This window comes from Paenibacillus sp. FSL R7-0026 (assembly GCF_038004485.1).
Taxonomy (GTDB): Bacteria; Bacillota; Bacilli; order Paenibacillales; family Paenibacillaceae; genus Paenibacillus; species Paenibacillus xylanexedens_A.
This window is the reverse complement of the sequence record NZ_JBBORG010000001.1, coordinates 4791697-4816663: the sequence shown is the minus strand read 5'-3', so window position 1 is coordinate 4816663 and position 24967 is coordinate 4791697. Positions and strand designations below refer to the sequence as shown.

Annotated in this window: 20 protein-coding genes; 17 read left to right on the top strand and 3 right to left on the bottom strand. The window is 40.8% G+C overall.

Annotation, left to right across the window (positions count from 1 at the left end; all coding sequences use genetic code 11):
* Window positions 1–109: 109 nt before the first annotated feature.
* The 5 genes from MKY44_RS21155 to MKY44_RS21135 all read left to right on the top strand — a co-directional run bounded on the left by MKY44_RS21155 (window position 110) and on the right by MKY44_RS21135 (window position 7705).
* A complete protein-coding gene (locus MKY44_RS21155) occupies window positions 110–1732 on the top strand; it encodes a glycoside hydrolase family 13 protein (protein WP_341008459.1) in 1623 nt (540 codons plus the stop codon).
* Between the two features lie 53 nt (window positions 1733–1785).
* The gene (locus MKY44_RS21150; RefSeq protein WP_341008458.1) at window positions 1786–3432 is read left to right on the top strand and encodes an ABC transporter substrate-binding protein; all 1647 of its coding nucleotides are present in this window, start codon (window positions 1786–1788) and stop codon (window positions 3430–3432) included.
* A gap of 73 nt (window positions 3433–3505) precedes the next feature.
* On the top strand, window positions 3506–4405 hold the full coding sequence (locus tag MKY44_RS21145; protein WP_090996769.1) for an ABC transporter permease: 900 nt from the start codon (window positions 3506–3508) through the stop codon (window positions 4403–4405).
* 15 nt (window positions 4406–4420) lie between these two features.
* The gene (locus MKY44_RS21140) at window positions 4421–5299 is read left to right on the top strand and encodes a carbohydrate ABC transporter permease (RefSeq protein ID WP_017686990.1); all 879 of its coding nucleotides are present in this window, start codon (window positions 4421–4423) and stop codon (window positions 5297–5299) included.
* Window positions 5300–5407: 108 nt separating this feature from the next.
* Window positions 5408–7705 carry a glycoside hydrolase family 66 protein gene (locus MKY44_RS21135; RefSeq protein ID WP_341008457.1) on the top strand — a complete coding sequence of 766 codons (2298 nt, stop codon included), beginning with the start codon at window positions 5408–5410 and terminating at the stop codon, window positions 7703–7705.
* A 106-nt stretch (window positions 7706–7811) separates the two neighbouring features.
* Here MKY44_RS21135 and MKY44_RS21130 read toward each other — a convergent pair whose 3' ends face one another.
* Window positions 7812–8423: a TetR/AcrR family transcriptional regulator gene (locus MKY44_RS21130; RefSeq protein WP_341008456.1), complete on the bottom strand. Its 612-nt coding sequence runs from the start codon at window positions 8421–8423 to the stop codon at window positions 7812–7814.
* A gap of 915 nt (window positions 8424–9338) precedes the next feature.
* Here MKY44_RS21130 and MKY44_RS21125 point away from each other — a divergent pair.
* Genes MKY44_RS21125 through MKY44_RS21110 form a run of 4 tightly spaced genes read left to right on the top strand, consistent with a single transcriptional unit; the run spans window position 9339 to window position 14999 of the window.
* Window positions 9339–10718, top strand: coding sequence for a hypothetical protein (locus MKY44_RS21125; RefSeq protein WP_341008455.1), 1380 nt, complete (start codon window positions 9339–9341; stop codon window positions 10716–10718).
* Window positions 10719–12770 (top strand): McrB family protein, encoded by a 2052-nt coding sequence (locus MKY44_RS21120; RefSeq protein WP_341008453.1) that lies wholly within the window; start codon window positions 10719–10721, stop codon window positions 12768–12770.
* A complete protein-coding gene (locus tag MKY44_RS21115) occupies window positions 12754–14598 on the top strand; it encodes a DUF2357 domain-containing protein (protein WP_341008452.1) in 1845 nt (614 codons plus the stop codon). The genes MKY44_RS21120 and MKY44_RS21115 overlap by 17 nt, the downstream gene beginning before the upstream one ends.
* Window positions 14595–14999 (top strand): hypothetical protein, encoded by a 405-nt coding sequence (locus MKY44_RS21110; protein ID WP_341008451.1) that lies wholly within the window; start codon window positions 14595–14597, stop codon window positions 14997–14999. Before MKY44_RS21115 ends, MKY44_RS21110 begins: the two co-directional genes overlap by 4 nt.
* Window positions 15000–15002: 3 nt before the next feature.
* On the opposite strand, the gene MKY44_RS21105 is transcribed toward MKY44_RS21110, so the two are convergent.
* Window positions 15003–15221, bottom strand: a complete 219-nt coding sequence (locus tag MKY44_RS21105; protein ID WP_341008450.1) for a helix-turn-helix domain-containing protein — start codon at window positions 15219–15221, stop codon at window positions 15003–15005.
* Between the two features lie 108 nt (window positions 15222–15329).
* Here MKY44_RS21105 and MKY44_RS21100 point away from each other — a divergent pair, with 108 nt between their 5' ends.
* The 4 genes from MKY44_RS21100 to MKY44_RS21085 all read left to right on the top strand — a co-directional run bounded on the left by MKY44_RS21100 (window position 15330) and on the right by MKY44_RS21085 (window position 18828).
* On the top strand, window positions 15330–15599 hold the full coding sequence (locus MKY44_RS21100; RefSeq protein WP_341008449.1) for a hypothetical protein: 270 nt from the start codon (window positions 15330–15332) through the stop codon (window positions 15597–15599).
* Window positions 15600–15796: 197 nt separating this feature from the next.
* Entirely contained in the window at window positions 15797–16834 is a 1038-nt protein-coding gene (locus MKY44_RS21095; RefSeq protein ID WP_341008448.1) for an ROK family protein, read from the top strand.
* Between the two features lie 307 nt (window positions 16835–17141).
* Entirely contained in the window at window positions 17142–18341 is a 1200-nt protein-coding gene (locus MKY44_RS21090; RefSeq protein WP_341009913.1) for an MFS transporter, read from the top strand.
* 103 nt (window positions 18342–18444) lie between these two features.
* Window positions 18445–18828 carry a hypothetical protein gene (locus tag MKY44_RS21085; protein WP_341008447.1) on the top strand — a complete coding sequence of 128 codons (384 nt, stop codon included), beginning with the start codon at window positions 18445–18447 and terminating at the stop codon, window positions 18826–18828.
* A 175-nt stretch (window positions 18829–19003) separates the two neighbouring features.
* Here the strand turns inward: MKY44_RS21085 and MKY44_RS21080 are convergent, their stop codons facing one another.
* Window positions 19004–19609: a DedA family protein gene (locus MKY44_RS21080; protein ID WP_211082661.1), complete on the bottom strand. Its 606-nt coding sequence runs from the start codon at window positions 19607–19609 to the stop codon at window positions 19004–19006.
* Window positions 19610–20001: 392 nt separating this feature from the next.
* Between MKY44_RS21080 and MKY44_RS21075 the strand changes: the two genes are divergently transcribed.
* The 4 genes from MKY44_RS21075 (at window position 20002) to MKY44_RS21060 (ending at window position 24967) form a co-directional block, all read left to right on the top strand.
* Window positions 20002–20304 carry an AbrB/MazE/SpoVT family DNA-binding domain-containing protein gene (locus MKY44_RS21075; protein WP_341008446.1) on the top strand — a complete coding sequence of 101 codons (303 nt, stop codon included), beginning with the start codon at window positions 20002–20004 and terminating at the stop codon, window positions 20302–20304.
* Window positions 20301–20636: a type II toxin-antitoxin system PemK/MazF family toxin gene (locus MKY44_RS21070; protein WP_340913662.1), complete on the top strand. Its 336-nt coding sequence runs from the start codon at window positions 20301–20303 to the stop codon at window positions 20634–20636. Before MKY44_RS21075 ends, MKY44_RS21070 begins: the two co-directional genes overlap by 4 nt.
* A 298-nt stretch (window positions 20637–20934) precedes the next feature.
* A complete protein-coding gene (locus tag MKY44_RS21065) occupies window positions 20935–24102 on the top strand; it encodes a GNAT family N-acetyltransferase (RefSeq protein ID WP_341008445.1) in 3168 nt (1055 codons plus the stop codon).
* Window positions 24089–24967, top strand: coding sequence for an amidohydrolase family protein (locus MKY44_RS21060; RefSeq protein WP_341008444.1), 879 nt, complete (start codon window positions 24089–24091; stop codon window positions 24965–24967). The genes MKY44_RS21065 and MKY44_RS21060 overlap by 14 nt, the downstream gene beginning before the upstream one ends.

Genomic DNA, 24967 nt, shown 5'->3' with positions numbered 1-24967 from the left:
TAGGGGAATTATGTTGAATCAAGGTGTTTTAAGCATATTTAGAGAGATTAAGTAAACTTAAACGTTTAAGTAATTATCACAAAACGATGGACAGTGAGGAGTGGACGTTTTGAAACAAAAATGGTGGCAGACTGCGGTCATATATCAGATTTATCCTCGAAGTTTTCAGGATAGCAATGGCGATGGCATTGGAGATTTGAGAGGCATTATCAACCGATTGGATTATTTGCAAGAATTGGGGATTACGGCTATATGGCTAAGTCCTGTTTATCAGTCTCCTAATGATGATAACGGATATGATATCAGCGACTACCAAGCTATTATGCCAGAGTTTGGCACAATGGAAGATATGGATGAGTTAATTGAGCAAGCAGGTCAGCGCGATATCAAAATTATTATGGATTTAGTTGTCAATCATACCTCAGATGAACATAAGTGGTTTATTGAATCTCGGAAGAGCAAGGATAATCCATACCGTGATTATTACATTTGGAGAGATCCGCTAAACAACGACGTCCCCAACTCCCTTCGTTCAGCTTTTAGTGGAAGTGCATGGGAGTACGATGCGGAGAGCAATCAATATTATCTTCATCTCTTCAGTAAAAAACAGCCGGATCTTAACTGGGAGAACGAGAAAGTCAGACAAGAAGTATGGGACATGATGAACTTCTGGCTGGAAAAAGGGGTCGGCGGTTTCCGAATGGATGTTATCGATTTGGTGGGGAAAATCCCCGATCTGGGAGTAACCGGCAATGGGCCTAAGCTGCACGATTATTTGCAGGAAATGAACCGAGAAACCTTTGGGAAATACGATGTCTTAACCGTTGGAGAAACCTGGGGGGCTACACCTGAAATCGCCAAGCTGTACTCGGACCCCAAGCGCAACGAGTTGTCCATGGTCTTCCAATTTGAACATATTGGTTTGGATCAACAAGAAGGGAAGGAAAAGTGGGATCTTAAGCCACTGGATGTGAACGAATTAAAACAGGTTCTTAGTAAGTGGCAGGTTTCCTTAGGGAACGAAGGTTGGAATAGCCTGTTTTGGAACAATCATGACTGTCCACGGATTGTGTCGCGCTGGGGGAACGATTCCGCATATCGGGTCGAAAGTGCAAAAATGTTTGCCATCCTGCTTCATCTCATGAAAGGGACGCCTTACATTTATCAGGGGGAAGAGATCGGAATGACCAACTACCCTGTAACGGATATTAACGAGGTTCAGGATATTGAGAGCATTAACATGTATCATGAACGATTCGAAAGCGGATACAAACATGAAGAAATTATTGAATCTATCAATGCCAAGGGGCGGGATAACTCCAGAACTCCGATGCAATGGGATGATTCTGAACAGGCCGGTTTCACATCAGGAATACCGTGGTTGCACGTCAACCCTAATCATCGGGAAGTGAATGTGACAGCCAGTCTGGCAGACCCGAATTCGATCTTTTATTGTTATAAACAACTAATTCAGTTAAGGAAAGCTAATCCTATTCTCGTGTGGGGAGACTATGAATTGGTAGATACACCAGCGCACGTATTCATGTATCTAAGGCATTATCAAGGCCAAACATGGGCCATAGTTGCGAATTTCGGTCCAGAAAAGGCGACTTTGAATATGCCGAACTTTGGTCAAAGCCAGAACATAATCATCAGCAACTATGGTCGGGAATCCGTTGATTTTGCCAATCTGTTATTAAATCCTTACGAAGCTTTTGCTGTTGAAGTGTAAATTAATGATCAGAATCTTGTTGTAATACATCTTAGTGTTGGGGGTTGTATGGAATGAGAAAAATATTGATATCAGCGACTGCACTGTTCATGTCTGTAAGCGTTCTTATGGCGGGGTGTTCAACAAGTTCCAGTCCTGAAGGCGCAAATTCAACAGCGACAGCCGAAGAACTAACGCCATATGGGAAATATGCTGAAACCGTTACCTATACCGTCGGAAAATCGACACCAGGCATTCCTAAGCTGCCTGCAGGCCAAAGCTACGAAGACAATGCCTTTACACAGTATTTGAAAGAAACGCTGAATGTTCAAAATGAAAATAAATTCGAGGCTCAGTCCGGAGATAACTATGATCAGAAAGTAGCAATGGCTGTAGCCTCAGACGATTTACCCGACATCATGGCAGTAGACGAGCAAACATTACGCCAATTGGTTGATAATGATATGATCGCTGACCTAACAGAAGTATATGAGTCGAGCACTTCGGATATCGTGAAAGAGAAATATGCTTCCTATGGGGGAAGAGTACTGGAAGCAGCCACGTTTGATGGGAAGCTGATGGCTATGCCATCAACCTCTAATGCCAATATTCCGACGATGTTATGGGTAAGAAAAGATTGGCTTGATAAGCTGGGTTTGTCCGAACCTAAGACGGTTGGAGATATGGAGAAGATCCTCACCGAGTTTGTACAAAAAGATCCTGGCGGCAACGGAAAAGGGAAAACCGTAGGATTAGTGCTTGCAAAATCTATCGGTGGTTTATACGGCTCACTATTTCAGGCCGATAATATTTTTGCAACCTATCAATCCTTCCCTCGCCAATGGCTGGATAAAGATGGGGAAGTTGTATACGGGTCCACTACGGAGGAAACCAAACAGAGCTTAGGATTGCTTGCCGACTGGTATAAAAAAGGCTTGATTGATCGGCAAATGGCTGTGCGCGATAGCATTGAATCCGTAATTATCAGCGGCGAAGCAGGCGCTTTCTTCGGTCCTTGGTGGTCGGCAGATTATCCGCTAAATGATGCCAAACGCCAAAATAATGATGCGGATTGGAGACCCTATATTATTTCTAAAGATGGCAGCGGAGAAGTAACGGCATACACCCAAAATCCAGCCGCTGAATTTTATGTGGTCAGAAAAGGGTTCGAGCATCCGGAGCTGCTTCCTAAACTCACCAGCGCACTGAATGACAAGCTGGTAAATGAAGATCTGAACTATGAACCGGTTGTCGAATTTATTAAAGGTGGATTCGATGGCGGCAAACCGCTGGGAATTATGGTGAACTATAACGATGCAACCGCACAAATGTACAAGGATTTGAAGGCGACCGTTGACGGGGAGAAAGAATATGAAACGTTAACGCTGGATGACCGAACATCGTACGATAAAATCGTAGGTTACATGAAAGACCCGGAGAAAGCCGATGCCAATCAATGGAGTGGATACATGTCCAGAATGGTAGGAGCTAAATTAATGGCGGAAACAAAGGTGAGTGATGTGCACCCTGTATTCTTTGGTCAAACCAAGAGCATGAAGCTGAAATGGACGAACCTCGTTAAATTGGAGGATGAAGCCTTTCTTAAGATTGTGATGGGGGAGGAGCCATTGAGTTATTTTGATACTTTCGTCGATACTTGGAACAGAACCGGGGGAAGTGACATAACCAACGAAGTTACACAGGCCATCATGAATAAATAAATAGGGTTGAAGTGGGGACAAGTCAAGCTTTGTGCCCGCTTCTAACATTTTTGAAAGAAGGTTATGGGAAAGTATGAGAAAAGGGAAAAAAGTGGTGGGACAGCTTGGGTATCATTTGATGATGGCGCCAGGTTTTATCTTTTTGATCATCTTTAGCTTTGTCCCGATGTTTGGCATCCTGATGGCGTTTCAAGATTATACTCCGGCGAAAGGGCTTTTTAGATCAGCTTGGGTGGGCTTGGAAAATTTCAAATATATGTTCGAGATTCCCGATAGCATGAAGATTCTAAGAAACACAGTGGTAATCGCTCTTGGGAAAATCATTTTTGGAACCATTGTACCTATCGTGTTTGCCTTATTATTAAACGAGATCCGACTAAAATGGGCGAAAAAAACGATGCAAACCATCGTGTATCTACCTAACTTTCTATCCTGGGCGGTTGTGGCTGCTGTTGTCATTAACGTATTCGACTACAACGGACCCGTCAATCAAATCGTACAATTATTCGGATTAGACCCTGTTCTTTTCTTGGCAAGCAATGATTGGTTTAGAGAAATTATCATTGGTACGGATGTATGGAAAGGATTCGGATATGGGGCTATTGTGTATCTCGCCGCTCTAACGGGCATTGATCCGGGGCTTTATGAAGCTTCGTCAATTGATGGGGCCAGCAGATTCAAACAACTGCTCCACATTACACTTCCAGGAATCTTGCCTACGATCATGCTTATTTCAGCTTTAAACTTAGGAAATATCCTTAACGCCGGTTTTGATCAAATTTTTGCCCTGTATAATCCGATTGTCTATGAAACCGGGGATGTTATTGATACCTATGTCTATCGTGTTGGTCTGCTTGGACAACAATATAGTTTTGCGACTGCAGTTGGTTTGCTTAAATCAGTGGTGTCTTTTACCTTGCTTATAGCCGCAAATCAATTATCCATTAAACTTGTGAAAATGCGGATTTTTTAAGGAAGGGAGAGCCCAATGAGATCAAAAACATTCGGAAGCCGCTTTGCGGATGCGTGTATATGGATTGTTTTATTATTATTGACCGCACTATGCTTTTTACCTCTGCTTAATATGGTGTCGATCTCCTTTAGTGATAAATCAGCTGCCCAAGCCAATCTGGTTGGTCTATGGCCTGTTAATTTTAATCTGAATGCCTATAAGCTTTTACTCGATGATACACAGTTTTGGCGTTCGTTTGTTATTTCTGTGGAGAGGGTAGTCCTTGGTACTGCTTTGAATTTATTGTTATCTGTTCTGATGGCCTATCCATTGTCCAAAAATAAGCATAGTTTTCATGCACGTAATATGTATATGAATAGTATGATATTTGCCATGCTTTTTTCTGGCGGAATGATTCCAATCTTCATGGTTATTAAGAGTTTAGGACTAATCGATTCGATATGGGCGCTTATATTGCCGGGGGCGGTACCGATCTTTAACGTCATCTTATTGATGAATTTTTTCAAAAGTATTCCGGATGCGCTTGAAGAAGCTGCCGTTATGGACGGTGCATCCAAACTCAGAATTTTGTTTGGTATATTCCTTCCCATTTCATTGCCTGCATTGGCCACGATCGGTTTATTCTCAATGGTTGGTCATTGGAATGATTACTTTAGCGGTTTGCTGTATATGAATAGCTCGTCTAACTATCCACTTCAAACCTATATTCAGCAATTGACTGTTGATGTGACGAAGGTTACGGACCCTTCACAATTAAAATCGCTAGCGTCCGTTTCGAATAAAACGCTGAATGCAGCTAAAATTGTAGTTTCCATTATCCCTGTGTTGTTAATCTATCCATTCTTGCAGAGATACTTTGTTTCTGGATTGGTTATCGGATCAGTGAAAGAATAAGGAACGAAATCCGAAGAGGGCAGGTTTAATCGGCCTCCTTCTTCTAATTATGAAATTATGAATACGCTTCCATTTTTTTGACATACGAATGATGAAAGGATGATTTTCTTGAGAAAAAATCGAATTAAAGTCCCTCGAATGATTTTATTAATAGGAGTTATACTTTTTAGCCAGATTGCTTTACATCCGAATATAAGTGAAGCAGCAAGTACGGGGAAGCTGTTGTATGATGTAACGACAGATAAGGCAATGTATGATCCTGGATCGAAGGTCGAGCTCCGCATTGATCTGAAAAACAAATTAGGACGGAATATTGTTGGAGGTTCGGTAGAGATTACAGCAAAGTATTTACAGGAGCAGGTCGGTGAAACCATAACGAAGGCATTAAATTTGAATAACAATACAGATCTGATGATGATGGCCAACTGGATTGCCCCGGAGTCCGATTTTAAAGGATATCTGATTGAAGTGCACGTGAAAGACGCTGCCGGAGTGATTGTTGACTCGGACACGGTCGGCGTTGACGTATCTTCTACGTGGACTAAATTCCCTCGTTACGGGTATGTTTGGGACTTCAATTCAAATACCAATACCACGGAAAGAATCGACAAGCTTAAAAACTATCATATCAATGTTTTACAATATTATGATTGGAAGTACCGACATCACAAGCCTGTTTCACCGAACATGGTTCAGTGGGACGACTGGTCAGGTCGGGTGATTTACGGAGATACAGTTAGAAGTTACATCTCGCAGGCAAAAGCAATGGGGATGTCGAATATGGCTTACAATATGATCTATGCTGCGACATCTGGTTATGACCTAGATGGAGTTGAGCGGGATTGGGCCCTCTATTATGCAGATGATAACCCGAATGGGAAAGGGAATTTCAGTTTTAAAATGTCGGATTCCACATCGACGGGTATAACAGATCTCTATTTTTTTAATCCAAGAAATCCAGGGTGGCAGAACTATATTTTTGGCGAAATGAATAAGGTGTTTCAGACCTTTGATTTTGACGGATGGCATGGTGATACTGTGGGTGAATGGGGGAAAATGAAAACCGCTGACAACCAGACCCTATATGTAAAAGACACGTACACGGAATTTTTAAACAATGCCAAACAAGCGATAGGTGACAAGAAACTTGTCTTTAACCCGGTCGGCGCACAAGGAATTGAAAACGTTAACAAATCTAGTGTAGATGCACTTTATGCTGAGATTTGGCCATGGGACCGAGATAGTGACGGCATGCTGTATGACACCTATTACTCTCTAAAAAAAGAAATTGAACAGTCTCGTAGAGAGAGTGGAGGGAAATCACTTGTTGTTCCCGCTTATATGAGCTACGACTACGGTGAGCAGAACCCAGGCAGTCCGTTTAATACAGCGGCCGTCATGTTGACAGGTGCCAGTGTGTATGCTGCTGGCGGTGCACGGATGGAGCTTGGTGATAACGGCAATATGCTAAGCAACGAGTATTTTCCCGATCAGAACTTGTACATGACAGAAGAATTGCAGCATCGCATAAGCAAGTTGTATGACTTCATTGTAGCTTACGAAAACCTGCTTCGCGATGGTCAAACAGAGACAACGAATCGTATTGAGTTTCCGGCATATGCCAGCAGTGCCTATGGAGATGCCAACAAAATTTGGGCTTATGGCAAGAAAGATAGCCAATATGAGATCGTTCAAATGATCAATTTGCTCGGAGTAAGCCGGAAGGATTGGAGAGCCAATGACGGACAAAAGGAAACACCGCAGCAAATCTCCAACTTCGAAATGAAGTATTACTACTCGAATGAAGTAACCAGCGTATGGCTGGCTTCGCCGGATGCCAATGATGGACGATCGAAACCGTTGGCCTTTACGAAGGGGAAAGATAGAAATGGAAAATATTTAAAAGTTACTGTCCCTTCCTTGGAGTATTGGAATATGATTTATATGAGTGTTGAAGATTCGGGCTGTGAGACAAATCCGTCAATGAAGGAGTACGTGGTTAACGGTAATTTTGAGAATGGACAACAGGGATGGACATATACTGGAACAGCTGATCATGGCGTAGATTCTAATGATGCTTATGAAGGAAGTAAGTATTGGATTTATGGGTCTGAGCCGTATACTGCCAGCGTATTCCAAACGGTCTCTGGTCTGAACCCGGGCACCTACACCGTTAGCGCCAAGGTAAAGCAGAATACCGGTAACCCCTCAAGCAGTCGCATGCAATTAACGGGTTATGGGGGAAAGCCAGTTTATGTATCTATCCCTCATGGAGAGGAATATACAACCATTTCTAAAACCGTAAAAGTGACGAATGGCAGCCTGAAGATTACATTCTCCCAAACAGCGTCAGGGGATACAAATTTGCAAATTGACAGCGTGGTTGTAGAATTGAAAGACAAATAGTATTCTTTGAACGAAGAGATTGCAGACGAACAAATACTTAAAGTTGGGAGGAGAACATTACGTTCATCCGCCCAACTTTTTATTATATAAATGATGAGATGGAGTGTTATTCGTTGAGACTCTTCATACCGTACAGTCTGTATACATACAACGCTTCAAAAATTTGCTTCCGGCTGTCCTCACTCATATCCCTCTTCAACAGATCCAAATTCATATCGATCACGTTGTGCGCGAGAATGTTCAGTAAAATTAAATTCTCCTCGGTACCAATCTCATACCGTTTATATTGGTTCTTGAGATAGGCCTTCTTGGTTTCGATCATTAGCTCAACAAGTTCATTTTTGGCGTTGGTGTAGATGGTGCCTTTATTCTTTTCAAAGATGATGACAATCTGATTCCGGTATTTACGTAATACATCCACCTGTTCCTGCAACAGTGCCGACTTTCGCTCGCTATCCGTATCCTCTAACAAGGTCTGGTTATCAAAGTGAATCGTCTCCACCAGCACATTTTTCAGATAATCCACGAGATCCGGCGGCACAACGGCGTAGAATAGTTCTTTCTTGTTCTTAAAATAAGTATAGATATTGCCCACGGAAATATTGATCTCATTCGCAATATCGCTCATCTTGGCATCCACATAGCCCTTTTCAAAGAATACTTTTAGCGCCGCGTATTCAATCTCTTTCCTGACTTCGTCTTTCTTAGCTTGCACCATCGGGAACGACTCCTTAATAGTGAATGGTTGGTTCGTTATTAGAATAGAACTTTTGAGAGGGGTGTCAAAGTGGGGTTTCAATGATGATTCTTATAGACATACAAGCAGAAAAATCCCAACTTTAAGAAAATGGAAATTTGTGAGATGTTAATCAGAATTTCATTGATAATAAATTTTAAACACAAATCTCAAGTGAGAAGTTGAGATTCTCCATTAATAATTTTTTTTGTTCTATGCTTTATAAACTAAAATAAAAACAAACGTCCTATAATTCGACATTTTTTTTATAGGTCTTTTGGTATAGTTATTATTACTCTAATTATTCTTTGATTAACCAAAGTTAACTTATATGTCGATTTTAATGGGAATTGCGGTTATATTGTCGGTTGGAGATAGTGTAGATGGAAAGATAACTTAGCTCTATCCTCAGGTGAAATCCACTAGGAGCTACGATTATCATGGTCTGATTAAGTCAAGCAAGTTTGGAAAATCCTTCAGGATGAGATGGTATAGGAGATATTACTAAGTAATATTACTTGGTTGAAAACTATGTTGAAGAATTTTGTTAAATATAGTGAAAACTTTCCTTTGCGAGTCCGATTCTACGAAGCGCGGAAATTTTAGCTTCAAAACCGTCCAGGGATCTTTTCCGAAGATCTATCATATGCTGCTTTGCAGCAACTCATTTGAATTCAATAAGTTTCTTGACTAAATTTATGGAGCTTTCAAAGAACTTAGAGCCTAATTTCTGAAGTTATTAGTTTTGTAGATTAACTTGGCTGATTGTAACTAATTAGAGTGAATGGGGGAATAGCAGTCATACTCATCAAAATAATTCATTAATACTAAAATATATATTAATGACTGTCCCCTATTCAGATAATTCACCTAATAAGTAAGGGGCATTAGAAAACTATGAATGAAATAGATTTATATGTTGATTTACTAGATGAGGCTACTGCTAATAAAATTTTAAAAGAATTTTCCGAAACTGTTCCAGGATTCAGTAAAAAGGCAAATTTGAAACAAAAGAAAATTCATATACGTAACATATTTCGAGGTCAGACTTCAAAAGTTAGAAACTATAAAGGTGGCCAAAGAAGCCCTTTTTATATCCATTTAAATAAATTTAAAAATCAACAAAATGATTCTTATTTTGGAGAGGTCGGTTCTGAGATTTTATTCAGAATGCTATCCTTAAATAATGAAATACCAGAGTATTATAAACTAGCTATAGCCCTAAAGTATCAACCTGAAGAATTATTTCTGATATTACCTGACTTAGTTCGAAATTACGAGAAAAGCATTCCTATTTTTGCGAGTTACTCCGTATTTGAAACAAATCAAGAAGCGGTTGACTATCTTAAAGCGACATCAGAATATCTAAAAGAAAATGCTTTCGAAAAATTCCTTGACAATCTCTTGAAAGGTCCAATGCAAAGCGATGAGTCCAATTATGAATTTATTATTAAAGAAGTAGCTCCGTTGTCATTAGGAGAGTTCATTAACAAAAAAAAGGATTATAAGCCTATTCCAGATTATTTATTATATTTTTCATATCTTAAAACTCACCCTGATTTAAGCGAAGATATCCGAATTGGTATGTTACTGTATGCTACTGAGCAATTAGTTATTAATAAAGATGAAAAAGTAAGTGTTTTGGCAAAAAAAATTAATGAGAATAATAAGGAACTACATGATGAAGTAATTGAAGAAAATGCGAAAATGAAATCCTTGATAAAAGTTTTACAAAGTCAAATAACTGATTTTGAATTAATGAATGATAAATTCCAAAAAGAAGTAAGCCGAACTGAGCAAATAAAGAAGGATTTCGAAACAGAGAAAAAGGAATTATTACAATTTCATCTTAAAAATGAGGATAATATAAATAGTTTAAATAAAGAAATTACTGAAATGAATAACATTCTTAAGGCAACTCAAAATGAATTGAATCTATCAAACGAAAAACTTACTTATTTCCAAAACGAATTTAGAGCTGAAGAAAATAATGATCGTATTGCGGTTATTTGTGCAGAAAATAATGATTTCTTAAAGGTATTCTATTCGGAAATATTCCAATCCACGCATGATAAATGGGAAATAGAAAAAGAGAAGTTAACAAAATATAGCTTTATATATATTCAGAGGGATGGATTAGATAGTAACATGATTTATAATATGTCTGAATTTTGCAAAAAAAATAATCTAAATTATTCTTATTTTATCGCTAAAGGAACAAAAGAAATTATAGAGAGAATAGCGTATCATAAATTAAATTTAATGGAGGTACAATAAATGATTGAGATTGATAAAATTTTGAAATCGCAAATTCTTGAATGTAATACAAATTACCTATTAGGTATTTTGTCAACAAACCCGAGCGAATATCCTAATTTAGGTGAAAATCCAAATCAAGCAGTCACTATTACTAAAAACGGTTACAATATCTGTTTTTATGTGCGTCCAATAAGTTCTCAACCAGAACCAATAATCGAATTAGATTTGTCCACAAAAGAGACCGGGTTATCTACGCTATATATTGGATTCGAAGAGTCATTTCGTAGCAGTGCTAAGCCTCTTAATGTTAACTATTCAACAGATATTGAAAGTAAATTGAAAAAAATTAGAGAACGGTTAGAAAGTAAAGTGATTATATTTAGACCTAAAGTTACTTTTACAAGTGAAGGAAAGATTTTTAAGAACATGGATATAATTTCATTGGAGGAATTTGACGTTTCTTCTGATACAGAATACATGCCAGTACCTATAGTTTCAGATGCACATAAATTCGAACAATCATTAAAAAATTCAAAATTAATTTTACTGAAAGATTTCCAACACAATATGTTTCAGCCAGATTATGTGATTAGTGATGGTTACTTGTATTCATTTAAAGATGGTTGGAAAAAGGATCCTGGTAAAAAGAATGGGTGGATTTATACTACACCGAAGGACATAAAAAAAATTAGACTCAATGAATTTGATTTGAAGAAGCATCAGGTCATAGCTAATCCTGATCATCTTGTATTTATTGATGAAGGATACTTAATAGGTTTACATGAAAACTTTTCTAAAGAGGGCGAGAGTATTATTAATGATGGCGTAGAAACTGAGAAACAATTATCACCTGGACTTGATCTTTATAAAGAAAACGTAGAAATAATTCGAAATGAAGAAGATGAAATAGTTGAACTTCAGAAACTAGAGCAAAAGTTTCTTCATGATCTAGAGAAAAAAGCGATTATGAAAAAATTATGCTATGAACAAGAAGATATAGTTAATTTTCATATTAGCGTTAAGACAAACCCAATAACCATTCTCTCGGGAATGAGTGGAACTGGAAAAAGTCAGTTAGCGTTAATATATGCCAAAACATTAGGTCTATCCAAACAAGATGGTACTTTGTTAGTTTTACCGATAAGTCCTTCTTATACAGAACCTGAAGATTTAATTGGTTTTCATAACTCTAGTAGTGGCTTATACGTCCCTGCGGAAACTGGACTTGTTGACTTATTAATTCATGCTAAAAATTATCGTTCTCAAATGCATATGGTTATTTTTGATGAGATGAATTTGTCACAAGTTGAGCATTGGTTTGCTCCATTTATTTCACTCCTTGAAATAGATGAAAATGAAAAGTTCAGAGAATTGAAACTATGGAGTCGTGACTCAGTATGCCATAATTCCTCAAAATATCCTTCTTCTATTGAGATAGCTGATAATGTAATTTTTATTGGAACGGCAAATGTGGATGAGACAACTAAAAACTTTTCAGATAGATTACTTGATAGAGCGAATATTGTGACGCCACAAAAAAAGAAATTTGCTTCTCACAGAAAATCTATAACTGAGTTTGTTAAAGAACAAGAAATGGTAAGTACTGATTACGAAGAACTATATCGGATGCGAAGTACATATCGTTCCTGGAATTTTAATAAAGATGCTTGGATGATATTCAGTGATTTTGAGCTCAACTTTTTTGATGATTTGCACGAATTAATACAGCAATTTGACAAACAAAAAGGGGTATCTTTTAGAGCACTTGAACGTATGGGATTATATTTGAGTAATATCCCCAATGATGATTTAAATGTTCCTAAAATTGAACGTTCAAAAGCAATAGATCTATTAGTTAAGCAAAGGATTTTGACTAAAATTAGAGGTTCTTTTGAACAGTTCGGAGATCTTATTGGAACGTTAAGTTCAATTGATGGAATCCCACAGGACAGTTATCTTTATAATTATTTCACCTCTGATCGTGCTCAAGAAATAAGTAACTTCACTATCACGCTTAATGAAATAAAACGGAAAGCAAGGGAGTTGCATATCAATGATTATGCATCCTAAAGCCCTTTTGTCTATTCAAAAATATCAAGGTGCTGCTTGGTCTCCTTATAAAGAGCTAAACCTTTATTCTAAAGACCAGCAAAAAAATGAAATAGAAATTATAAAAGAATATGAGGGTATAAAGCTTAAATTTGAATCTATCAATTCTAGTGATAGAATGTACATTGAAAAATATGATACTGAAGAGCTTGTAGAAATTGAACCTGGCGATAGCCTGCAAGTAATTAAACCAGGAGAAACAGAAAGTATGCTTGTTCCTGGTGATTATTTAGTATTAGTTAGATCTTCATCAGGAATCTTTGAAGCTTTGTATAGGATAGAACCTAAAAATTTGAGTTGGGGAGAATTGTCAAATTTAAAGGTTTACCTCGAAAAAAAATTACTGGGTTTATCTTTCGATCTATTGAAAAGTCGTACTGGAGTCTTTGAGGATGATCAGAATCAAGTACCAAATGCTCTGAAAATATATCAACATTTCCAAAAGAATTTTGGGAAATTACGATTTAATTTGGAGAAGATCGTAGATAATCCAATAGTTGATGTTGTTCAAATCTATGAGGAAACTAAAATATCTCGTAAACCAGATAATAAAAGTCAGAGATGGCTCTCAAAAAAGGGGGCAAGTAAAAATGTTAGTTACCTTACACCAATGTATTTTAAAGAAAAGCACACCACCCTTACTAAAGATAATTTGGAGAATCGTTGGGTTAAACATATCGTGCGAACAACTAGAATAAATCTTAAACAGCTACAAACAATGTTTAGAAATAGTTATTCTGAGCAACAAATTAAGATAGATAAGAAACAAAATGAACAGTTAGAATACGAGTATAGAATAGGTCGAATTATCAATAAGATGGGCTTCGAAACAAAAAAAAGAGAGCTTAATAAATTAATTCAAAATGGGCTGAAATCTATAGATCAATTAATAGAAAGCAGACGTAGAATGGAAAGAAACATTTTTGAAATAAACAAATATATAGCATACCTTTCAAGGGTTGAACAAGGGGAAAGCTTAGCGCTTGTTAAGAAAATTACGGAAAAAAAACCAACTTTACGCCTTTTGCAAGACTCAAGATATTCAGGGTTATATCAGTTTTACAGGAATATTGAATCATTGCAAAAAAGAGAGTCTGCTAAGCAAGTAACTTTCCCCTATAAGAAGACATCGCTTCTTTTTGAGTACTATGTTCTATGTCTAGTAATAGATATTTTAATTGAGAATAATTATAAGTGGACTAAAGGTTGGTTAGCAGATGAGACTGATCCTACTTTACTAATTGGCAATCTAAGTTCTGAAACTTCACTTATATTTGAAGACGAAAGTGGAGAATATTATATTGAGCTAGCTTACGATACCATTATTGTTGATAGAGATGAAAGTATAAGCCATTTTAAAGCTAATATAAAAAAAGCTCCTGATATTCGAGTATCAATCTATAAAAATAATAATGAATTTCTCAACACTTTGATTTTGGATGCAAAATACAGAAGCCATAGATACTTATGGGATGATAAAGAAGAAAATGATGTAATGAAGCAACTATCTGACTATCTTAGAATATGGCACTGGGATATAAATAAACCTGACCGATTCAGACTTAATCGTTCTCCAGTAAGCAAAGTGATAGCTGTTTACCCTAAACAAAAAGGTGCAGAAAGTTTTTTTGAAAAAAATGATAGAACGCTCGCATTTGTTCAAATTGAACCAAGTGATCCTGAAATTAATATCAAACCATTTGGATACAATATACTTAAACAACTAATTGATGAGTTCTTAGATAATACAATTGAAGCAAACCGTATAGGGATGGAGGCTTATAGTTGAATAATCATGATGATCTACAACGTCTTTTGAAGAAAGAATATTTATTAGGTCCAGATTACAAAAAAAAGAATCAAATAGGTATTCAATTTTTTTCAGGTAATAAGGTTTCTGCATTCTATGAATTATGGGGAGAAAAAGAAATATTCAGGCTCTTAATTATGAGACCATCCACTAATTTATTCACCTCAAAATTTGTTGGTAAAAATCACTTGCTGATTATGTTAATTGTGGAAGATGATCAAATGGTGGGTGGTTTTATTTCTTTACAAGAAAGTTTTCTTGACCAATTAACTCTAGTTTTTCCAAATTTGGCGGATAGAAGTTTGAAAGAGCTTGAAGAGTTATGGGCTAATTTTGTAAAAGAGCATTATTCAAATCTTTCTGGGGAAGATGCGGAATGAATATTAGGAAGATTCCCTAATCTCAATAATTTCCCTTATATCATCAATACCCAACGCTTCTGCAATCCGTTCAATGTGCGCAAAGTTGATATTCTCTCGTTTCCCAGACTGCAACTCACTCAAAGCAGCGTGGCGGATATCAGACAATCGAGCCAGTTCGCGCAGCGAGATATTATGTTTTTCCGTGAGCTTATGAATATTGACGACAACTTTTTTAGCCATGAGTATCACTCCTAAATTTTCCATATGGTCTTGACGTTACGCATGAGCGTACCATATACTTTTTGTATATATGGTACTCTTATGCGTACCAATTTTAGGAGTGGTGACATGACAAGTACCAACAGCAAAGATCTCGCTTCGCAGTACGCACAACTCGTCCAACAGGAAGACGATTACGTCGATCAACTGGTCACATGCAACAAACTCATCATGGATGCTATGGACATTATCGCGAATCGGGCAGGGGTGCTACACATGGACACGGTGAAACAAGCAGCATACCACCTTCATTCCTTGGAACAGGATCTAAACCGAAAGCTATTTAAAGTCCGACTGGAGAAGAGCATCTTGGCAAATCGAATGAGCCAGTCTACATAAACCACCTTAACTAAAGGACAGTGCAGGATCACACAAGATGATCTTGAACTGTCTTTTTGTCTGTCCATCCAACGTTTTTCGCTCTGAATTAAGCATTGACTTTCCCCACAAATCCCCCTAAACTTCAATTATTAAAACACTTTTAAAAACATTCATTGAATGGTTCCAAATGAACGAAAGGAGGCATATAACTTACCATGTTACCCACATCACACAACACCCAGCAGGTGAAGCGCATTAACGTTGAACTGGTGAAGAACACGCTCCGATCCATGGGCGTCGGCACGAAGGCTTCTATCGCGAACCTAACAAAACTCAGTGTTGCCACATGCGGCACGATCCTTAACGAGTTGCTTCAGACAGGTGAGATTATCGATCTGGGTCCAGACGAATCGAGTGGGGGAAGACCGGCGAGTCGATATCAATTCAATGCGGACTACGCCAGTGTTCTGTGCCTAATTATTCGAACAGAGGGCGGTATTCACTCCATTACACATACATATGCCAATCTGAACGGAGAGATGGCGGACGAACAGACGCTCATTTTGGAAGAAATTAATGTAACGGTGGTAGAGGATCTAATTGCGAACCTGATTGAACAACACCACAATGTGCAGGCGATTGGTATCGGTATACCTGGTGTAGCACACAACGGTGTTATTGGCATTTGCGATGTACCGGAGCTGATGTATCAGCCGCTTGGGCCAAGGCTTAAGGAACAATATGAAGACGTGGAAGTGGTCATTGGAAACGACATGAACCTGACGGTCTACGGACTGTATAACCAACAACAATTTGAGGAAGAGAAGAACTTTGCGGTGGTGACGTTTCCGGAGAATCATTTTCCGGGTGCAGGCTTTATCATTGATGGTCGTCCGCTGACCGGGAATACGCAATTTGGGGGTGAGGTGTCTTTCTTACCTTTTGGTGTGTCACGGGAAGAGCAGCTACGCATGTTGAAAACGGCGGAAGGGTTGCAGGAACTGGTAGTACAGACGCTGGTATCCATCATCGCAATCATTAATCCGGCTACAATTGTGGTTACAGGTGATACGATGGACCCGGCGATGCGGGATGACCTGACGCAAGGTTGTTTGGATCGAATGATTCCATTGGAGCATATGCCGGAGTTGATCATCCAAAGAGACACTCGGCGCGAATATGTGACTGGGCTGGTCGCGGTGACGCTGGAGAGCCTGACCTACCGCATTCAGGTGGTTGAGAAGCAGTGGTAAAGGAAAAAGGAGCTTTTTCGAGTATTCTATTTTTAGGAATAAAGCTTAACCATGTTTCCTATTTCAAATGTACAAATTATTGACACGATAACGGAGAGGGCAGAACCAATCTGAAGAACGCCTTTATCACTGTATTTTCACCTTTAGGAACGATTCAAAAAAATACAGGGATAACAGCGGTCGGAAGATGGTACTGCAATCGTAGTTATAACGGGCAATCATTTTTCTGAACACAATGGAGGAACTTATTTTGAATCAGCAAGCAGGTACGCAAGGGAACAAACGAAAGTTCAACAAGCTGTACGCCATGCAACTGGCAACAATCTTTCTGGGATTTATCGTATTTGGCATATCGGAAAATATTAAGGGGCCGGCCATTCCGCGAATTCAATTCGACTTCAATCTGGATGAGAAACAGCTCGGGACGTTATTGTCCCTGAATGCACTGGGGTACCTGATCGCATGCTCCTTCACGGCTATTCTGGTTCGCAAATGGGGCATCAAGGCGGTTAGCATCATATCATTTGCATCGATGATCCTATCGGGAGTGTTCATTTATGTGTCTCATACCTATCCACTCTTTGCATCATCATACTTCTTCATGTACATCGGTAACGGCATGCTGGAGATTGCTTTGGCGATTCTGGGTGCGAGGATTTTTGTGAAAAACACAGGTACGATGATGAACCTGTCCCATTTCTTCTATGGACTGAGTTCAACGGTAGCGCCTTTGCTGGCGACGGGTGTGATGTCTTTGAGCGTGTTTGGACACGAACTGGACTGGCGCGGCATGTATCTGGTGATGTTGTCACTCTGTCTGCTGCCGATCATTGCTGCGCTGCGCAGCAAATTTCCGGGGGATGATCTTCCTCATGAAGATCGGACTTCACTGAGGACGTTAACACGTGATCCTGCCCTTTGGCTGATGGTGCTCATTCTTTCTTTTGGCGTGGTATCGGAGCTGGCGGTTGGGGGTTGGCTGGTTAATTTCCTGGAAAAAGCCTACAAGTGGGACACGGTCCAAGCCTCCGGGTTATTATCTGCGTTCTTCCTCACGTTCTCGCTGGGACGTCTGCTGCTTGGACCATTGACGGACCGGATCGGATTTGTATTGTCACTGATTATGTTCTCGGCTTTCTCGGGAGTATGTACATTCGTAGCGCTGGCAGGGGGAGAGCGTCTTGCAATTTTCTTTGCGATATCTGGCGCGGGAATAGCGATGATCTATCCAACAGTGATGGCGTTTATCGCACGTAGATATCCGAACGGCAGTGACACCGCGATCACATTCACGGTTACCTTGATGGGGGTTGGTAGTGTCATTGGTAACTATGTAATTGGTTGGGTGATTGAAGGTGTGAAGAATCTGTACGGTTCAACGACTCAGTTGGGACTGCTGCGCGGACTTCAGGCGGGATATGGATTCATTGGTCTATGTGCTGTGATCTGTGCGGCATCTGGCGTAGTGTTGTACGTGTATTTGAAAAGAAGGCAGGAACTGATTTAAATACTTATAAACCAAAGCAATAAATAATTTTTAATGGCTCTTTTCTCACTTAAACATTAGAGTGGGAAAAGAGTTTTTTTATGAACAAGGAAGGAAGTGCAAAATGAAAAGGATGGGATTATTGTTTTTAATTTGTTTATGTCTCCTTATCATTGTAGCTTGTAATCAAAAAAACAATGACGATGTTGTGGCAGAGATAGAATATCATAAGGAAGGAAATGTAATCAAAATCACTCAAAGAGACACTGTTAATCAAATTCTAAATATTTTAGAATCTGCTCAAAAGAACAAGAAGGTTATTGATGTAGGGAAAACAGACGAAAAAATAGTTGTTAATTACAGTAGCAATGTTATCAAAATTTTTGATCTGTACATCGATTTTGATAAGAGTGTTGGTATGGTCGTAATGGAATCTGACAGTAATTATGCTTATGAGCTATCAAGTCAGTCTATAAAAGACTTAAAAATAATTCTAAAAGGGACATAAAATAGAAATTAATTTTTCTATCAGTATCTTATTAGTTAGATAGTCATTAAACCGATAAAACCCCACTGATCCTTAGGATCGAGTGGGGTCTTACATATAATCAGATGAATTTTAGCATACGACTTATTTCAAAAAAAACATCAATCTGCGCATCTCTTTTCCTTACTTAACAAACCTATGACTTGTTCAAAGCCGTTCTTCTTTTCCAACGTTTCAAAAGCACGTACAATCCAAATGCGCCTAAGAAAACCACCGCTGCCGGAACGATATAAGGTTTAACAATCTCATCCACATGCTCCCATTGAGAGCCTAATTTGAAGCCTAAGTAAATGTACAATGATGTGATCGGAAGCATGGCCAAGAATGTAAAGATACTGAATTTAAACACATTCATCTTCGCCATTCCACAAGGGATGGAGATCACTGTCCGAATACCGGGGACAAAACGTCCATAGAAAGCTACACCGCTACCATATTTCTCGAAGAACTTATCGGAAGCGTCCAGATGGTGGGGGCGAATCAAGAAATACTTGCCGAATTTTTCGACCATCGGTCTGCCGCCGTATCGTCCCAGGGCATACAACGTCAGAGGTCCAAACGTTCCCCCTACGGTACCAGCGAGTATAGCCAGCCAAAGCTTCATATCCCCAAGATACACCCAATATCCCGCCATGGGCAGCACAAGTTCAGCAGGTACGAATTCAAACGACAAGGCAATGACCAGACCTGCGTATGACAAATCTTTAAAAAAGAGTATAAATTGCGTGATCCATTCTGTCATGCTTTCCCTCCATGAATCTATCTTTTTTATATATAAAAGAAACACTCCTGTACAAAGAGTAACAATAGCGAATAGAGCTTGTCAAAGTTCACATGTATGTCCATTTCAGGACACACTGCGGCAATATGTTTACCCGTACATAAGGCCTGGATTCATTGACACTTCATACAGAAGTGGATACCAGCTGTTTTTCATTGTTGGGGATGATCTGACGGGGAACCCTCGTTTCGACCAAACGAGGGTTTTTATATGCTCATTTTGCTTTATAGCAATGGTATATCTATTCGTAATCATAGGCTGTACAATCATTATTTTATGGTTGAATACAATGTATCCTTTTATTGTTTCATGTATATCATATAGATATACAACTGTAGGGAGTTGAGGTATAATTGGAGCATCAATCAAACGAAAGGCGTGGGATTGCCATGACTACAGCCACACTTAGCAAATGGGGAAATAGCAGTGCAATTCGCATTCCTAACCAATTGCTTAAGCGTCTTAATCTGGAAGAAGGCTCGGAAATCGAGATTTTGGTGACGGAAGATAATGAATTGTTGTTGCGTCCAAAAACCAAGCCTGTAGAATCCAATGATGAACTACGTAACCATCTAAAGACTTTGCTCTCTAAAGTGAAACAGGATACAAGACATGAAGAAATAGACTTTGGCACTGAAGGGAACGAGTTACTTTGATTATTCCCAAGCGAGGCGATCTGATATGGCTTGACTTTGATCCTCAAGCAGGTCATGAGCAAGCCGGGAGACGACCGGCTATTGTTCTATCGGAACTTGAATTCAACGAAATAACGGGTTTTGCCGTTGTATGTCACATAACGAGCCAAGCCAAGGATTATCCTTTTGAAGTTACACTACCAGAAGAGCTGCCATTTTCAGGTGTTGTTTTAACGGATCAGTTGAAGAGTCTTGATGTGCGGCAACGACGTATCCAAATTGCGGGGCATGCCGAACCAACCTCTGAATTTATGAAATCAGTTCTACGCAATGTCCGTTCTATATTGGCATAATTGAAAATTAGTAGCTGATCATATTCCTAAATCCACGTCTAACTAAAAGACGTGGATTTTTCTTTCATGCCTAAATAGATTCGTCCATCCTTGACGCTTCTAACAAGAGCTTCCGAAAGGCACATATAAGTTGGAAAGAAAGATTTTTAATTCTCTGAAAATGCTTCCATTTATAGTATGATAAGACTATCGCTAGCTTCTTCAAACATGGCCTGTATTATCTCTGCGGCTATCGGGCAAAGGCCATATCGAAAGTTCACAAAGACCATCCTATAGATAAAGATAAGGAGATCAGAACATGACCGTAACTTCGATTATCGACCAAATCCATATTATTGAATACGACCCCTCTTACGCTGCCGCACTCGCGGATATGTGGAACCGCAGTAACGAAAGCTGGGGAGGTGGCACCAACCTTAGAACAGAGGAAACGGTTCGCCGCGAGATGGAGAGTTCGTCCAATCTTTATGCATTTTTAGCTGTTCATGAGAAAGAGGTTGTTGGCTTCTGCAGTTTTGCCCACTACCGCTATGACGAGAGAGCGCTATATGTACCGCTGCTTAACGTACGCCCCGACTATCACGGTTACAAGGTTGGACGTAATCTGATCCTGAATGCTGTGCGCAAGACCGTAGAGGCCGGATGGCCTCGCCTGGATCTGTTCACATGGGCAGGGAATACGAAGGCTGTACCGATGTACAAGAAATGTGGATTCTTCTGGGAGAAAAAAGATGATAATGTGCATCTGATGAATTTCATCCCTACCATCTTGCAGACCGAAGCACTCGCTCCTTATTTTGAGGAGTTGGATTGGTATGCAGACAGCACGCGTGAACTCGTGATCGAGCCGGATGGCCGACGGGAGCGTGGTTTTGATTTCTTTGACTATACGTGGAAAAAGGGAGATGTCTCCCTGCGGGCTGAATTTGAAAAGTCCGGTCGCGGGCTGACTGCCCTCGAAACACCGGATTACGAGATCTCAACAGAGGTTGACGATCATGATCTGGTTTTCGGTTCCAGCTATAAGGTTCGCTATCGCATTAAGAACACTTCTGCGTCCGAACTGGCGGTTGAGATCAAGGGTGAGGATAACAAAAACATTCGATTTGCGCTGGACGTTGCACGAGCAGTCGCTCCGGGAGAAACCATCACCGTGGAAGGTGAGTTTCACGTTGATCCAATTACAGAGGAACAGAATAACAATAAGACTCATCCCGTGGTTGCCAGCACCTGGTTGATCGGCGGTAAGAAAGCGGAGTTCAGGTTGGGTATCGCCCCGAAATTCCCGGCCAAGATCAAGACCATCCTGCCTGTGAAGGAGCTTTATCCAGGCGTCTCGGCTGAGTTGGTTCTGAACGTGGAAAATAATGTGGATGCAGAAACGGAGTTCAGCTTGGACCTGCCAGAGGATGAATTCCTTGAATGGGCGGAGCGTGCGGTGCGCTTTACGGTGCCTGCCAAAGGTAAAATGTCTGTGCCAGTGCCATTCACCTTGCGTTCGTATGGTCTCTATTCCCAAGAAGTAGAAGTGACGGCTGTCCCAGTGGGGAACCATGCGATCTCTTTTACAAGCAAAATCTCTGTACTGATGAAGGGAATCGAAGGAAAATATGGTGGGCAGATTGAGGATCAATGGGTGGCTGTTAATGGCGCATTCTCTCTTCATATGAGCAAGCAAGATAATAACATGTGGATTGAATATCCCGGTTCCCGTCATTCATTCTGGTGGACTTATCCGAAGCTGGGTAAGCCGTTTGCCGAAGAGTTATCCAAGAAACAAGCAAAAGAAGTGAATATTTATGCCGAAGGGGAACGTCAGGTTCTTGAAGCACTGTATGACTCGGAGGATTTCCCTGGCTTGCAGATCAAGTCCGTGGTCAAGCTGTCTGCGAATGGAGTCGCCGAATTCCACCACGAGGTTGAAAATACACGAGACACCGCCTGGGAAGAAGACCTGTTTCTGATGAATAACTTCGGTTTCTACGGAAACCAGCTAATCCTCCCTTACCAAGGTCGTTTTGTGGATATGGGGGATTCTTACGCTGGCGATCCGAGCCATTGGAATAGCTCACAGATTACGGAGAACTGGCTGTTCTGCAAAGAAGAGTATGGTGCCAGCGGTATCTATTGGGACCCTTCTCTGAAGCTGCTTCGCCCGGAATACACGCTGGGGTTGCAGCATGAGCTTGGCCGTATTGCCGCAGGAGCCGTTGTGCGGACCAAAGCAACTGTATATGCTTTGAACACGTTTGCCAAATGGCATGATTTCCGTGCGTTTGCACGGAAGCAGCGTAACCCGGTCATTCCGTTGCTGGACAGTCATCTGGATCTGACACTGAGTGAGGGGAATCCATTTGCCCCGGACGTGCTGCAAGCAACGTTGACTGAACATAAACTGGTTCCGCTTGCGGGCAAGCTGGAGCTATATGTGCAGCAGGGTGGCAAACCGGAGGTTATGGCCAATGCTAAGGAATTCAATCCGGAGCAGAATCTAAACTCCGCCAAGCTGACATTTTCACCAGACGAAGCGGACCGAGACCAGCACGTGAGTGGTTGGAAAGTTCGTGGGCTATACCGTGGCGAAGATCGGATTCAGGAGCGAACTGCCCTTTGGTTCCCGCAGAGTGGAACAGAGGTTAAGCAGATGATTGAAGAAAGTTCATTTGGACCAGTGTACACCGTAGATAATGGAGTATTGTCAATCGCCGTTGCTCCTGAATTCGGGAGCGTAGTACACTCTCTGAAAGTTGCAGGAGAAGAATGGCTGGACAGCTCGTACCCTGAACCGGCTCCACGCTCGTGGTGGAATCCGTGGTATGGCGGACTGGGTGTAGGGGTTCCGGGCATGAATGGTTTCAGCCGCCAGTTGGAACAGAGAGCCGCTTCCTGGACAGAGCACAAAGATCAATACGGCAACGTCTGGAAGGGTATAAAGCTGACCACCCGGATTGAAAAGCATGAAGCGAATCGTGGAATCACGATCAACCAGCATTATCTGATGCTGCCGGGTGTCCCTGTACTGTGCACGCTACTTTCCGTGACCAACGAAAGCGGCCTGACGCTGACGGATTACTCGCTTGCGGAGGAACGTTTCCTCCAGCCTTCATCTGTATTTGCGGAAGGTTGGATAGAGCAACCGGGTAAAGATCGATTCCCGCTGGGCAAGGTGGATTTGGGCCTGCCACTTGAAGACCTTTTGCGAGTAGGATCGGTTTCGCGTGAAAACATGCTGCATGCGGTACATCGTTACCCGAATCAGGGTGCATGGGGTTTTGCCAATAATCAGGTGACGGGTCTGAACGTACATCATCATCTGACACTCCAGCAGGGGGAGACGGTCTGGACGGAGCCGACATATCTGGTTCTGGGACCAATCCCGCTGAGTTCAGCGGATGTGCATGACCTTCTAAAACTGAATTTTGCAACTTCTACCAATGAAAAGGAGGCTTCACATGCCGATTATTGATATTCATATTCACCTGTCGGACATCGACAGCTTTCACCGAACAGCGATTGATCTGTCTAAAGTGGATTACTCTGCCGCTGGTCTTAAAGCGGAGTTTGATAAGAACGACGTCATTATGGGTATCGGAATGGGGGTTACGGAGCAGACGAAGGGAGCGTTCCCGGATTCCAGTTCCCCTAACCCGATGGGGCTTGATCTGGAAGAGAAGGTCCCATCATTCCTCATGGAATGCGTGGGCATCAATCCCAATGCGCTAGACGGTAAAAACGCTCAGGACGAGCTTGACCGGATTGAAGCTAGACTGCAATCCCCGGAGGTAGCCGGAATCAAACTCTATGCCGGATACTATCATCACTATGTGTATGACAAAATCTATACCCCGGTCTATGAACTCGCAGCCAAGTACAACTTGCCTGTTGTCATCCATACGGGAGACACGTATTCCATGAATGGGTTGCTCAAATATTCGCATCCACTGACGGTGGATGAATTAGCCTTGCAGCAACGCGGTGTGAACTTCATGATCTGTCATCTGGGTGATCCCTGGGTGATGGATGCAGCTGAAGTGGTGGCGAAGAATCCTAATGTGTATGCGGATTTGTCTGGTCTTGTGGTGGGGGATGGGCCTCATTTTGAACGGTTCATGAACGAGCCTCTGTTCATGGATCATTTCCGCCGGGCTTTGGTCTATTCGGATCATTACGAGAAAATGCTGTTTGGCACCGACTGGCCGCTTGCGCCCATCGATCTGTATGCCGAATTTGTCCGTCGACTTGTACCGGAACAGCATCATGATAAAGTCTTCTACGAGAATGCCTTTGGGCTGTTTCCACGTATTGGACAGCGGATTGCCAATCTGGGTTAG